This window comes from Pseudomonas sp. BN102 (assembly GCF_029871245.1).
GTDB lineage: Bacteria > Pseudomonadota > Gammaproteobacteria > Pseudomonadales > Pseudomonadaceae > Metapseudomonas.
On record NZ_SSON01000035.1, the window covers coordinates 14,097 to 26,590 of the forward strand.

Here is a 12,494-nt window from a genome sequence, read left to right on the forward strand (position 1 = left end):
TTCCTGGAAGGTACATCTCGATGACTGAAAGCCCAGCCGAGCAACAGAGTGGCGAGGAAGCCGCGCCCCAGCCCCACCCTTGGGCAGATCTGGCGACCGAGCGCTGCGAACTGCTGCGCCTGTCCCCGCTGCCCATCGACCGCCACACCGGTGTGCGGCCCCTGCGCTTCGTCGAGCTCGGCCGGGTGGAACGGCACAGCCGGGAGCAGAGCCTGCTGCGGTTGGTGATCGAGCTGCCGGGACAGAAGGTGCGCAAGGAACAGAACCTGCTGGAAGTCTGGGCCGATCACCGCAGCAAGGAGGTACGCTTCGGTCCCGATGGCGGCCTGCAACTGGAGCCGCAGAATCGCGGGCTGGGGCGTTTCCTGCTGGCCCAGGGCATTGCCTGGGCCAAACAACGCTGGGCGCACTACCGGGTCGAGGGCGGCGCCCTGCCGGCCAAGGACGCCCTAGACAACGACGCGCGCCTGCGCCGTGACCATGTGCTCAAGGCCCAGGGCTTTCAGGTCAACTATCTGGACAGCCTGCAGCTGAAGGCCAGCTATGGCGCCGGCCGGGTCAGCGAACTGCACGGCGACTGGCACCGCGAGAAGGTGCAATGGGTGGGTCTGCAGGAGGCCGCCGCGATGCTGGAGCAGGCCGACCAGAACCTGCAGCGGCAGGACGTGGCGATCCGCAACCTGGAAGAACGGATCGCCGTCTACAAGCACGAGGACGGAGGCCTGCGCTTCACCATCGCCTGCCTGGTGGTCTTCGCCTTGTTCCAGGCCGGCCTGCTGATCTGGATCATTACCCGCTGACCCCGATCGGGGTCAGCCGCGCAACCGCGAACGGAACAGCGACTGGTGCTCTCGGCACTGCCTGGCGCTGAGCATGAATACGCCGTGGCCGCCATGCTCGAAGTCCAGCCAGAGGAAGTCCACCTCCGGGTAGAGCGCTTCCACATGCTCCTGGCTGTTGCCCACTTCCACAATCAGCAAGCCCTTTTCGTTCAGGTGATCGGCCGCCTCGGCCAGCATCCGCCGGACCAGGTCGAGGCCGTCGTGACCGCAGGCCAGTCCCAGCTCGGGCTCATGATGGTACTCGGCCGGCATGTCGGCGAAATCTTCGGCATCGACATAGGGCGGGTTGGAGACGATCAGGTCGAAGCGCTGCCCCGGCAGGCCATCGAAGCCGTCGCCCTGCACCGTATAGACGCGGTCCTCCAGGCCGTGGCGCTCGATATTGAGGTTGGCCACTTCCAGGGCATCGAAGGACAGGTCGCCCAGGACCACCTCGGCCTCGTGGAAGGCGTGGGCGCAGGCAATGCCGATGCAGCCCGAGCCGGTGCATAGGTCGAGGATGCGCGTCGGGCCCTGGGGCAGCCAGGGGGAGAAGCGCTGCTGGATCAGCTCGGCGATGGGCGAACGGGGTACCAGCACGCGCTCGTCGACCACGAAGGGCATGCCGCAGAACCAGGCCTCCCCAAGTAGATAGGCCACCGGCACACGCTCGTCGATGCGGCGGCGCAGCAGCTCCCGCAGGTGCGCGCATTCATCCTCTTCCAGGCGGCAGTCCAGGTAACTGTCGGCGATCTCGTATGGTAGGTGCAGGGCGCCCAGCACCAGTTGTCGGGCCTCATCCCAGGCATTGTCGGTGCCATGACCGAAGAACAGGTTTTCAGCATGGAAACGGCTGACAGCCCAGCGAATGTGATCACGCAGGGTGCGCAGGCGGGACTCGGACACGTCGACTACCTCAGAAAGCGGGCCGTCGATTCTAGCACCCCTCCAGTTTCGGAGCAGCTTCCAGGGGGCGACGAGCGGCAACCGGCGGAACCGACGGCAGGTGGGGTCAGCGCCCCTTGGCCGGCGACCTGCCGAGGCGCTGGTGGGCAACTGGACCTTGGTCCATGGTTCACTTATTCCTCCGCAGGGCGGACAATAGTGGCCAAGTCGTACCCGGAGATTCGCATGTCCGCCCCGAAATCCATGTTCCAGCTCAGTGGCCGCGGCTACCCGCCGGCCAGCCTGAACAATGCCACCCTGGTGATCATCGACGCTCAGGAAGAGTACCGCAGCGGTGTCCTCGCCCTGCCCGGCCTGGATGCCGCCCTCGGCGAGATCGCCGGCCTGCTCGCCGCCGCCCGAGCCATGGGCAGCGCCATCGTGCACGTCAAGCACCTCGGCGTTCCCGGCGGCCTGCTCGACCCTCGCGGTGAACGCGGCCAGCACCTTCCAGAAGCCGCGCCCCTGCCCGGCGAGATCGTGGTCGAGAAGCGCCTGCCCAACGCCTTCGCCGGTACCGACCTGCATGATCGCCTGCAGGCGATCGGCCATCTGGACCTGATCGTCTGCGGCTTCATGACCCACTCCAGCGTCAGCACCACGGTTCGCGCCGCCAAGGACTATGGTTATCGCTGTACGCTGGTGAGTGCCGCCTGCGCGACCCGCGACCTGCCGACCGTCGATGGCGGCGTGATCAGCGCGGAGGAGATGCACCGTGTCGAAGTGATCGCCCTCGCCGACAACTTCGCCAGCGTGGTGCCGCAGGCCAAGGCGCTCATCTAGGGAAACGCCGTTACATCCCGCGACATCCATCGGAAGGACGACCGGAACCACGCCAGCTGGTGCCGGTCATACCCCGATCAAGCAAGAGGACGTCCGGATGAAGTTATCCGATGGTTTCGATGCCCGCCGCCTGCGCCCAAGGGGGCCGGGCAGCTGGCGCTGGCGATTCGCGGCGGCATTGGCTGCGCTCTTTGCCGGATTTGGCGTGCTGCTGGCGATGGCCGGCACAGCCACCCTGCTGGGCCGCCCACCAGCACTTGGCCCGCTCAACGACAGCACCGGCGCCGCCATCGTGCTGCTGCTCTTTGGCCTGCTGTTCCTCTGGGTTGGCGTGCTGGCCTGGCGCCTGTGCCGGCGCCGATCGCGACGACGCAGCGACCTCAGCCTGTCCCCGCATCTGATGAAGAAACGCGACTGAGCCGCGCGCGGGCCATTTGGGTAAACTAGCCGCCCTTCGCGGAGGCCTGTATGCAAGACGAAGCCCAAAAAGACGACGAAAGCACTCTGTTCGCCATGGAAATGCGTGGCGTGAAGCGCATCCGCAACGATCGCGCCGACACCGGCAAGGTGCGCCCGGACAAGACCCAACTGGCCAGCCGCCGACAGAACGCCACCCTGAGCGTGGCCAGCGTCAAGGTCGATGGCCTGTCCGATCAGTTCGTCATCGATGTGGGTGCCGAGGACGAGCTATCCTGGGCCCGTGATGGCGTGCAGGAAGGCCAGATGCGTAAGCTCAAACAGGGCCAGATCGGCTTCGACGGCAGCCTCGACCTGCACGGCATGACCGTGGAGAAGGCCCGCGAAACGCTCTGGGACTTCATTGCCGAAGCCACCCGCTTCGAGGTGCGCTGCATCCGCGTGACCCACGGCAAGGCGGCACGCCTGGACGGCAAGCGCCCGCTGATCAAGAGCCACGTCAACACCTGGCTGCGCCAGCACCCGCAGGTGCTCGGCTTCACCTCCTGCCTGCCCAAGCACGGCGGCACCGGCGCCGTCTATGTGATGCTGCGCCGAACCATGCTGGAAGGCCGCGACGAATGAGGCATCCGGTCCGCAGGCTGTCGGCAAGTACAGCCTGCCCTTGCCAACGGCCCCGGCGCGCCCTACCCTGCGCCCTTGCGTAAAACCCCACAGGAATTTCCATGTCCCTGGAACAGCATTACACCGCGATCCTCGGCCAGATCGGCGAGGACGTCTCCCGCGAAGGCCTGCTCGATACCCCGAAGCGCGCCGCAAAAGCGATGCAGTACCTCTGCCGCGGCTACGAGCAGACGCTGGAAGAAGTCACCAATGGCGCCCTGTTCAGCTCCGATAACAGCGAAATGGTGCTGGTCAAGCACATCGAGCTGTATTCGCTGTGCGAACACCACCTGCTGCCGTTCATCGGCAAGGCCCATGTCGCCTACATTCCCAACGGCAAGGTCCTGGGCCTGTCCAAGGTGGCACGCATCGTCGACATGTACGCCCGCCGCCTGCAGATCCAGGAAAACCTCAGCCGCCAGATCGCCGAGGCCGTGCAGAAAGTCACCGGCGCCCTGGGCGTGGCCGTGGTCATCGAAGCCCAGCACATGTGCATGATGATGCGCGGCGTGGAGAAGCAGAACTCCTCGATGGTCACCTCGGTGATGCTCGGCGAGTTCCGCGAGAACGCCGCCACTCGCAGCGAGTTCCTCAGCCTGATCAACAACTGAGTTTCGCTCTCCCACGAAAAAGCCGGCGCAAGCCGGCTTTTTTTGTGGGCGCCGGACAAGGAACCGGCAAATGAGACCGCCCAGGCATTGGCCCCGGAATTTTCCAGGCAATTGGATATGGGGATTCAACGGCGCCAGGCGCAATCTGAGCCCGTCACAGAACTCGCTTCGGCAAGGTTGATCCAGATGCACCCGCCCCGACTCCACCCACTATTTCCCGTCATCTTCGGGCGTCTCGGCTTTTCCACTGCCCGCATGGCGATAGCGACCTCCGGCTCACCCCATGGCTTCGCCCGGGACATCACACCGGAGAGCGGTGAACGCTTCCAGGCCTTCGAAGTCAGGCCGGCCGGCGCCCCGGACAGCCGCTGATCGCCACCGACCGTTCCGCCACCTGCAGCAGGAGATGGACCATGTCGAACCAAGCAACCCTCACCATCCTGATCCGCGCCGCCCGGCAATCCACCGACGGACTTTCGTCACACCTGCAAAGCCTGGTCGCGAGTCTTGGCGGCCAGTTGGACGCCCTCGAAGCAGATGTCTGGATCATCACCAGCCAGGATGACGTCGGTACTGCGGCCGAGGCCCTCGGTGGGCTGTTCGACAGCGGACTGGTGAGTTACCTGGGTTTTGGCGACCGGGTCTGACTAGAAGCTCTTGCCGTCCACCTTCACCACCTTGAGCCCATCCAGGGGCACATCCTCCAGGCAGCGGACATTCACTGCGGCCATGGCGTTGCCCTTGGGGTCGGTGGCTTCGCCATAGGGTGCGCAGCCGCAGGTGGCACAGAAGTGATGGGCGATGTGCATGCGGTTGAAGCGATAGGTCGACAGGTCGGACTCGGGCGTGGAGAGCTTGAACTGCTCCCGGGGAACGAACCACAGCAGGTAGCCGCGCCGACTGCACAGCGAGCAGTTGCACTCCATGACCTGCTCCAGGGTGCCCTCGACCTCGAATGCGATCTTCCCGCAGTGGCAACTGCCTCGGTATCTCATGGCCGGCACTCCGCTCAATGCCTGCTGGCAGGCTGAAGCGTCCAACTTAGTACAGGGCTGATGAACCCGCCACGGAAAAGCCAGGCCGTAGGGCGCGCCATGCGCACCGAAACCTGCGCGCGAGCATCCTGGTGTGCACGGCGCACCCTACTTGGTTTCATGTCGCCAACAACCCTGGACGAAAAAGCCGGCTTGCGCCGGCTTCTTCCTGGGATTGAGCACGCTCAGTCGAGCATGGCCACATGTCGCGGGTGGCTGGCCACGCGGTCCAGCCAGGCGAGGATCGCCGGATAGCCGGAGAGGTCGAAGCCGCCTTCGTGGGCCACATGCGTGTAGGCATAGAGGGCGATATCGGCGATGGAATAGTGCTCGCCTACCAGGTAGGGCGTGCGTTGCAGCTGCTTTTCCATCACCTTCAACGCCTTGTACCCACGCGCATGGCACACCTTGTATTCCTCCAGGCGCTCTTCCGGAATCCCCTGGTACAGCTGGATGAAGCGCGCCACCGCAACATAGGGCTCGTGGCTGTACTGCTCGAAGAACTGCCACTGCAGCACCTGGGTGCGCAGCCGCGGTTCGCTGGGCAGCAGGTCGCTGCCCTCGGCGAGGAAATTCAGGATGGCATTGGATTCCCACAGGGTGGTGCCGTCGTCCAGCTCCAGCACCGGGATCTTGCCGTTGGGGTTCTTCTCCAGGAACTCGGGGCTCTGGGTCTCACCCTTGAGGATGTCCACCGGAATCCACTGATACGGCAGGCCGAGCAGGTTGAGGATCAGCTTGACCTTGTAGCAGTTGCCGGAAATGTAATCGCCGTAGACCTTGTACATCTCTCCCCTCCTTAACTGTCAGGCGGCCTCGGCCGCTTGTGCCTGGCGGATGACGCCCGCAAGCCGCTTGAGGCCTTCGCCCAGGCGCTCGGGCGCCACATGGCTGAAGTTCAGGCGCAGGTGGCCCGGGTGCTTGTCCGGGTCGATGAAGAACGGCTCGCCCGGCATGAAGGCGACGTTCTGCTCCAGCGCAGGCTTCAGCAGGGTACGGGTGTCCAGCGGCTGCTTCAGGGTCAGCCAGAAGAACAACCCGCCCTGGGGCACTTCCCAGCTGGCCAACTCGCCGAAGTGTTGCTCCAGCGCAGCCTGCATGGAATCGCGGCGTACGCGGTAGAAGTCACGCAGCTCGGCCAGATGCTGGCGGTACTGCTCAGTGCCGAACCATTGCAGCGCCTGCCACTGGCCGATGCGGTTGGTGTGCAGATCGGCGGACTGCTTCAGGCGCAGCAGGTGCGGGAACAGGTCCGGGGTGGCGATCAGGAAGCCCACCCGCAGGCCCGGCAGCAGCGTCTTGGACACCGTGCCGGTGTAGATCCAGCTGGCCTTCTTCAGGCGGGTGACGATGGGGGTGGCGCTGCCCTCGTCGAACACCAGCTCGCGGTAGGGCTCGTCTTCGATCAGGGTCACGCCGAACTCGTCCAGCAGCGCGGCGACCGCGTCGCGCTTGGCCTCGCTGTAGCGGGTGCCGGACGGGTTCTGGAAGGTCGGGATCAGATAGGCAAAGGCCGGCTTGTGCTGCTCCAGGCGCTGGCGCAGGGCGGCGATTTCCGGACCGTCGGCTTCCTGGGGCACGGCGATGCAGTCGGCGCCGAATAGCTGGAAGGCCTGCAGGGCCGCCAGGTAGGTGGGCGCTTCCAGCAGCACTTCGGTGCCCGGATCGATGAACAGCTTGGAGGCCAGGTCCAGGGTCTGCTGGGAACCGCTGACGATCAGCACCTGGCTGGCTTCGCAGGGCAAGCCGAGCGCCCTCGCCTCGGCGGCGATGGCCTCGCGCAGGGCAGGCTCGCCTTCACTCATGCCGTACTGGCCCATGCTCGCTGGCATCTCGGCCCACTCCACCTTCGGCAGCATTGGCTCGGCCGGCAGGCCTCCGGCGAAGGACATCACTTCCGGACGCTGGGCGGCGGCAAGGATTTCGCGGATCAGAGAGCTTTTCAGGCGGGCGATGCGTTCGGAGAAGGCCATGGATTGTCACCGGGTGCGGAAGCGAGGAAATTAAGTCAAACTGCTTGACCGAAACTACGATGCCCGCGACAGATACGTCAATATGCTTGACCTGAAAAATTCCGCCATTCAGCAAGCTGCCATGGAAGCCTTCTTCTTTGGCTACCAGGCCTTCACCAGCAAGCCGGACGAGATACTCGCCCGCCGCGGCCTGTCGCGGGTGCACCACCGCATCCTGTTCTTCATCGCCAAATACCCGGGGCTGAGCGTCAAGGAACTGCTGGGCTACCTGGGGGTGACCAAGCAGGCGCTGAACACGCCACTGCGCCAACTTATCGAGATGCACCTGGTGGAAAGCGTGGCCGCGGTCGAAGACAAGCGTAAACGCCTGCTGGGCTTCACCGCCGAGGGAGCGAAGCTGGAACAGGCCCTGCGCCGGGAGCAGGCGCGTCTGTTGCAGCGCGCCTTCGGTGAGGCCGGGGAAGAGGCGGTGCGCGGCTGGCTGCAGGTCAACCAGGCCATTTCCACCGCACGGCAGAACGAAGCCGCCGAGGGTTAAGCGGGGGACTGAAGCTCCCGCGCGGCGCGGAAGAACACCAGCATCATGGCCACATTGCCGGCGATCAGCGGCAGCAGGCCCAGCAGCATCAGCACGATGGTGGCCATCATGATGCCTCCCACCAGGTTCAGCCAGGCCATGACCCGGAATGCCGGGTAGGCGTTCTGCACCTTCAGCATCCGCACCGCCAGCCAGGCGGTCAGGGCGCCAAGCGCGGCGATCACCCCGAAGTAGAGCAGCATCGGCCAACCCGGCTGGGTGCTGGCGTCGCCCATCAGGAAATCCAGCACTTCGACGACCAGACTGCCGATGATCACGGCCCAGACCGGTGGTGCCAGCCCTTCGGCGGCAAAGCGCGCCTCGGCGAAAAGCTTCAGGCGGATCAGCAGGTAGCAGCCGAGCAAGGTCAGGGCCACGCCCAGCCAATCGGACAGGCGGATCATCAGCGGATCTTCCAGGGCGCCAGCGGCCACGGCCAGTCCGGTCAAGGTCACGGTTCCCACCACGCAGACCAGGCTCAGCCAGGCCAGCACCCTCAACTGCTTGGGGCTCCAGCCATTCATCTGCCGCGTCCCGACGTCCTCCACCAGCTCGACCCGCGGGGCGGCGTAGGGGTTCTCATCCATGTGCATCTCTCCAGGCGGAAAAACAACACAGTAGCCGCTGATCCCCAGGGTGCCAACCGACTGTATCGGTCAACGCGCGTGTCGCTGTATCGAGACGTTGCAAGGCACCAGGCCTTAGTCTGCGGACACAACAACCGAGTGACCGCCATGAGCCTGGAACTGATCTTCGCCTTCGTCCTCTTCGCTTTCGTCACTTCGGTGACGCCCGGCCCCAACAACATGATGCTGCTCGCCTCCGGGGTGAACTTCGGCGTGCGCCGCAGCCTGCCGCACATGCTCGGCATCAGCCTCGGTTTCATGGTGCTGGTGATAGCCGTCGGCCTGGGCCTGAGCCAAGTGTTCGAGCAGGTGCCGGCCCTCTATACCCTGCTGCGCTATGGCGGCGCTGCCTACCTGCTTTACCTGGCCTGGAAGATCGCCGGTTCCGGCGCGCCGGACGAAGGCAACGCGGAGAAGCGGCCGAAACCCTTCACCTTTCTTCAGGCCGCCGCCTTCCAGTGGGTGAACCCCAAGGCGTGGGTAATGGCCATCGGTGCTATCACCACCTACACCCCGCAGGAAAACTTCGTGGTCAACGTGGTGCTGATCGCCGCGCTGTTCGCCCTGATCAACTGCCCCAGCGTTGGCCTCTGGACGGTCGCCGGCAGTCTGCTGCGCCGCTGGCTGGCGGAGCCGCGCATCCTGCGCCTATTCAATATCGGCATGGCCCTGCTGCTGGTGGCTTCGCTCTACCCCATCCTGGTCGACGTCAACGGAAAGATCTGATGACCCCTAGTTCGGAAACCCCGACCAACGTACCGCGCCTGCGCCCCCTGGCGGACTCCTCGCCCTCCGCCGTGGTGGCGGGTTTCATCGCCATGCTCACCGGCTACACCAGCTCCCTGGTGCTGATGTTCCAGGCCGGCCAGGCCGCCGGCCTGAGCAACGCGCAGATCTCCTCCTGGATCTGGGCCCTGTCCATCGGCATGGCCGTCACCACCATCGGCCTGTCGCTGCGCTATCGCGCCCCCATAGTGGTGGCCTGGTCCACCCCAGGCGCTGCGCTGCTGATCACCAGCCTGCCAGGGGTGAGCTATGGGGAGGCGATTGGCGCCTTCATCGTTTGTGCGGTGCTGCTCGCGCTGGTCGGGCTGACCGGCGGCTTCGAGCGGCTGATGCGCCGGCTGCCCGGCTCCCTGGCGGCCGCCCTGCTGGCCGGCATCCTGTTCAAGATCGGCAGCGAGATCTTCATCGCCGCCCAGCACCGCACCACCCTGGTGCTGGCGATGTTCTTCAGTTATCTGGTGTTCAAGCGCCTGCAGCCGCGCTATGCCGTGCTGGCGGCACTGCTGGTGGGCTGCACTGCCGCAGCGGCGTTGGGCCTGCTGGACTTCAGCGGCTTCCGCTTCGCCCTGGCCGAGCCGGTCTGGACCAAGCCGGAATTCTCCCTGACCGCGGTAATCAGCATCGGCATCCCGCTCTTCGTGGTGGCCATGGCCTCGCAGAACATCCCCGGCATCGCCGTGCTGCGCGCCGACGGCTACCAGATGCCGGCCTCGCCGCTGATCTCGGTCACCGGTATCGCCTCGCTGCTGCTGGCACCCTTCGGCTCCCACGGCATCAACCTGGCCGCCATCAGCGCGGCCATCTGCACCGGCCCGCACGCCCATGAAGACCGCGACAGGCGCTACACGGCCGCGGTCTGGTGCGGGATTTTCTACGGCGTCGCCGGCACCTTCGGCGCCACCCTGGCGGCACTGTTCGCCGCCTTTCCAAAAGAGCTGGTGCTGTCCATCGCCGCGCTGGCGCTGTTCGGCTCCATCAGCAACGGCCTGACCGTCGCCATGCAGGAGCCCAAGGAGCGCGAGGCCGCGCTGATCACCTTCATGGTCACTGCCTCGGGCATGACCCTGCTGTCCATCGGTTCGGCCTTCTGGGGCCTGATCGCCGGGGTACTGACCTTGCTGATCCTCAACTCGGACAGCGGCCGGGACAAATGAAGAAAATCGCCACAAGGCGCCTTGAATTCGCAAGGGCACACGTCTTTGTAGGAGCGAGCTTGCTCGCGAAGGCGGAACCGTTCGCGAGCAAGCTCGCTCCTACCGTTCTTCAGATCGCCGTGGCGCCCCCATCCACCGCCAGGGCATGGCCGGTGGTGAATCCCGCCGCGTCGCAGCAGAGGTAGAGCACCGCCGCGGCAATCTCTTCCACCTTGCCAATGCGCCCCACCGGGTGCATGGCGGCGGCGAACTCGCCTTTCTTCGGGTCGGATTCGTAAGCGCGGCGGAACATGTCGGTGTCGATCACCGCCGGGCACACCGCGTTCACCCGCACCTTCTTCTTCGCGTACTCGACGGCCGCCGACTTGGTCAGACCGATCACCGCGTGCTTGGAGGCGGCATAGATGCTCATCTTCGGCGCCGCGCCGAGACCCGCCACCGAGGCGGTGTTGACGATGGCGCCGCCGCCCTGGGCCAGCAGCAGGGGAATCTGGTGCTTCATGCAGAGCCAGACGCCCTTGACGTTGACGCCCATGATGGCGTCGAACTCCGCGTCGCTGCCTTCCGCCAGCTTGCCCTTCTCGATCTCGATACCAGCGTTGTTGAAGGCGTAATCGAGGCGGCCATAGGAGGCGACCGTGCCCTCCATCAACGCCTGGACCTCGGCATCGCGGGTCACGTCGCAACGGATGAAGTGCGCTTCGCCACCGGCCGCGCGAATAAGCTCCACCGTGCCTTCGCCGCCAGCAACGTCCACATCGGAAACCACCACCTTCAAACCTTCGGCGGCGAACGCCTGGGCTGTAGCACGACCGATACCGTTGGCAGCGCCGGTCACCAGGGCAACCTGGCCGGAGAACTTCATGCTCATCTATGCATCCTCGACGGGAGTGGGAACTGCGGCGAAGTCTAGTCAGTCGCCGGTGCATGGCGTCAGCACTATCAAGACCTTGGTGGGCACGCCATCCAGATTGCTGATGAACCCCGGACGTCTGAATCACAGATATTCATGGCGTTACATTCCGCCCGACCCCCGAGCTTGCCCCAGGCCCGACGGAGGACTATCACCAAAGCTTTCCAATCCGGAGTTCCTGCCATGCCCCTGCTCAATCGCCAGTTCCTCCTCGCCCAGCGTCCGGTCGGCCCGGCTACCCGCGAGACCTTCTCCTACGTGGAAACCCCGGCCGGCGATCCCGGCCCCGGCCAAGTGCTGGTGGAAAACCTCTACCTGTCGCTGGACCCGGCCATGCGCGGCTGGATGAACGACGCCAGGTCCTACATTGCGCCGGTGGCCCTGGGCGAAGTGATGCGCGCCCTCGGCGTTGGCAAGGTGGTGGCCTCGCAGCATCCGGACTTCAGCGTGGGCGACCATATCTGCGGCGTGGTGGGCGTGCAGGACTACTTCCTCGGCGAGCCGCGCGACTTCCAGAAGGTCGACCCGAACCGCGCGCCCCTGCCCCTCTACCTCTCCGCCCTGGGCATGACCGGCATGACGGCCTACTTCGCCCTGCTCGACGTGGGCCAGCCAAAGGCCGGGGAAACCGTGGTCATTTCCGGCGCCGCCGGCGCGGTGGGCAGCGTGGCCGGACAGATCGCGCGAATCAAGGGCTGCCGCGTGGTGGGCATCGCCGGCGGCGCGGAGAAATGCCGCTTCCTGGTGGAGGAGCTCGGATTCGACGGCGCCATCGACTACAAGTCCGAGGACCTGCATGCCGCCCTCAAGCGCGAATGCCCGAAAGGCGTGGACGTGTATTTCGACAACGTCGGCGGCGACATCCTCGACACCGTCCTCACCCGCATCAACCGCAAGGCACGGATCGTGATCTGCGGCGCTATCAGCCAGTACAACAACAAGCAGGCGGTGAAGGGCCCGGCCAACTACCTGGCGCTGCTGGTCAACCGCGCGCGCATGGAAGGGATGGTGGTGTTCGACTACGCGCCGCGTTTCGGCGAGGCGGTCAAGGACATCGCCGGCTGGCTGGCCAGCGGTGAACTGAAGAGCAAGGAGGATGTGGTGACGGGGCTGGAAACCTTCCCGGAAACCCTGGGCAGGCTGTTCAGCGGGGAGAACTTCGGGAAACTGGTGCTGAAAGTGCGCTGATCG

At 65.3% G+C, this 12,494-nt stretch carries 17 protein-coding genes; 11 read left to right on the forward strand and 6 right to left on the reverse strand.

Annotation, left to right across the window (positions count from 1 at the left end; all coding sequences use genetic code 11):
* The first annotated feature begins 20 nt into the window (after positions 1-20).
* A complete protein-coding gene (locus E8F12_RS05445) occupies positions 21-800 on the forward strand; it encodes a hypothetical protein (RefSeq protein ID WP_280324267.1) in 780 nt (259 codons plus the stop codon).
* Positions 801-812: 12 nt separating this feature from the next.
* Here E8F12_RS05445 and prmB read toward each other — a convergent pair whose 3' ends face one another.
* Positions 813-1,727, reverse strand: a complete 915-nt coding sequence (gene prmB, locus E8F12_RS05450; protein ID WP_280324268.1) for a 50S ribosomal protein L3 N(5)-glutamine methyltransferase — start codon at positions 1,725-1,727, stop codon at positions 813-815.
* A gap of 225 nt (positions 1,728-1,952) precedes the next feature.
* Here prmB and E8F12_RS05455 point away from each other — a divergent pair, with 225 nt between their 5' ends.
* The 6 genes from E8F12_RS05455 (at position 1,953) to E8F12_RS05480 (ending at position 4,887) form a co-directional block, all read left to right on the forward strand.
* Positions 1,953-2,549: a cysteine hydrolase family protein gene (locus E8F12_RS05455; protein WP_280324269.1), complete on the forward strand. Its 597-nt coding sequence runs from the start codon at positions 1,953-1,955 to the stop codon at positions 2,547-2,549.
* 97 nt (positions 2,550-2,646) lie between these two features.
* The gene (locus E8F12_RS05460) at positions 2,647-2,967 is read left to right on the forward strand and encodes a hypothetical protein (protein WP_280288018.1); all 321 of its coding nucleotides are present in this window, start codon (positions 2,647-2,649) and stop codon (positions 2,965-2,967) included.
* A gap of 50 nt (positions 2,968-3,017) precedes the next feature.
* Entirely contained in the window at positions 3,018-3,590 is a 573-nt protein-coding gene (locus tag E8F12_RS05465; protein WP_280324270.1) for a Smr/MutS family protein, read from the forward strand.
* Positions 3,591-3,691: 101 nt separating this feature from the next.
* Entirely contained in the window at positions 3,692-4,240 is a 549-nt protein-coding gene (folE, locus tag E8F12_RS05470; protein WP_280324271.1) for a GTP cyclohydrolase I FolE, read from the forward strand.
* A gap of 186 nt (positions 4,241-4,426) precedes the next feature.
* Positions 4,427-4,612 (forward strand): hypothetical protein, encoded by a 186-nt coding sequence (locus E8F12_RS05475; protein WP_280324272.1) that lies wholly within the window; start codon positions 4,427-4,429, stop codon positions 4,610-4,612.
* 41 nt (positions 4,613-4,653) lie between these two features.
* The gene (locus tag E8F12_RS05480; RefSeq protein WP_280324273.1) at positions 4,654-4,887 is read left to right on the forward strand and encodes a hypothetical protein; all 234 of its coding nucleotides are present in this window, start codon (positions 4,654-4,656) and stop codon (positions 4,885-4,887) included.
* Here E8F12_RS05480 and E8F12_RS05485 read toward each other — a convergent pair whose 3' ends face one another.
* From E8F12_RS05485 to E8F12_RS05495, 3 genes are all read right to left on the reverse strand, one after another.
* A complete protein-coding gene (locus tag E8F12_RS05485; RefSeq protein WP_280324274.1) occupies positions 4,888-5,235 on the reverse strand; it encodes a GFA family protein in 348 nt (115 codons plus the stop codon).
* A 224-nt stretch (positions 5,236-5,459) separates the two neighbouring features.
* Positions 5,460-6,062 (reverse strand): glutathione S-transferase family protein, encoded by a 603-nt coding sequence (locus tag E8F12_RS05490; RefSeq protein ID WP_280324275.1) that lies wholly within the window; start codon positions 6,060-6,062, stop codon positions 5,460-5,462.
* Positions 6,063-6,080: 18 nt separating this feature from the next.
* Positions 6,081-7,247 (reverse strand): PLP-dependent aminotransferase family protein, encoded by a 1,167-nt coding sequence (locus E8F12_RS05495; RefSeq protein ID WP_280324276.1) that lies wholly within the window; start codon positions 7,245-7,247, stop codon positions 6,081-6,083.
* Between the two features lie 82 nt (positions 7,248-7,329).
* Here E8F12_RS05495 and E8F12_RS05500 point away from each other — a divergent pair, with 82 nt between their 5' ends.
* Positions 7,330-7,785, forward strand: coding sequence for a MarR family transcriptional regulator (locus tag E8F12_RS05500; protein ID WP_280324277.1), 456 nt, complete (start codon positions 7,330-7,332; stop codon positions 7,783-7,785).
* On the opposite strand, the gene E8F12_RS05505 is transcribed toward E8F12_RS05500, so the two are convergent.
* A complete protein-coding gene (locus tag E8F12_RS05505) occupies positions 7,782-8,411 on the reverse strand; it encodes a hypothetical protein (RefSeq protein WP_280324278.1) in 630 nt (209 codons plus the stop codon). The genes E8F12_RS05500 and E8F12_RS05505 overlap by 4 nt on opposite strands.
* A gap of 147 nt (positions 8,412-8,558) precedes the next feature.
* Between E8F12_RS05505 and E8F12_RS05510 the strand changes: the two genes are divergently transcribed.
* Together E8F12_RS05510 and E8F12_RS05515 are read left to right on the forward strand one after the other, a co-directional pair.
* Entirely contained in the window at positions 8,559-9,176 is a 618-nt protein-coding gene (locus E8F12_RS05510; RefSeq protein WP_280324279.1) for a LysE family translocator, read from the forward strand.
* Positions 9,176-10,390: a benzoate/H(+) symporter BenE family transporter gene (locus E8F12_RS05515; RefSeq protein ID WP_280324280.1), complete on the forward strand. Its 1,215-nt coding sequence runs from the start codon at positions 9,176-9,178 to the stop codon at positions 10,388-10,390. Before E8F12_RS05510 ends, E8F12_RS05515 begins: the two co-directional genes overlap by 1 nt.
* A gap of 109 nt (positions 10,391-10,499) precedes the next feature.
* Here the strand turns inward: E8F12_RS05515 and E8F12_RS05520 are convergent, their stop codons facing one another.
* Positions 10,500-11,261 (reverse strand): SDR family oxidoreductase, encoded by a 762-nt coding sequence (locus E8F12_RS05520; RefSeq protein ID WP_280324281.1) that lies wholly within the window; start codon positions 11,259-11,261, stop codon positions 10,500-10,502.
* A 225-nt stretch (positions 11,262-11,486) separates the two neighbouring features.
* On the opposite strand from E8F12_RS05520, the gene E8F12_RS05525 reads away from it, so the two are divergent.
* The gene (locus E8F12_RS05525) at positions 11,487-12,491 is read left to right on the forward strand and encodes an NADP-dependent oxidoreductase (protein ID WP_280324282.1); all 1,005 of its coding nucleotides are present in this window, start codon (positions 11,487-11,489) and stop codon (positions 12,489-12,491) included.
* Positions 12,492-12,494: the final 3 nt, after the last annotated feature.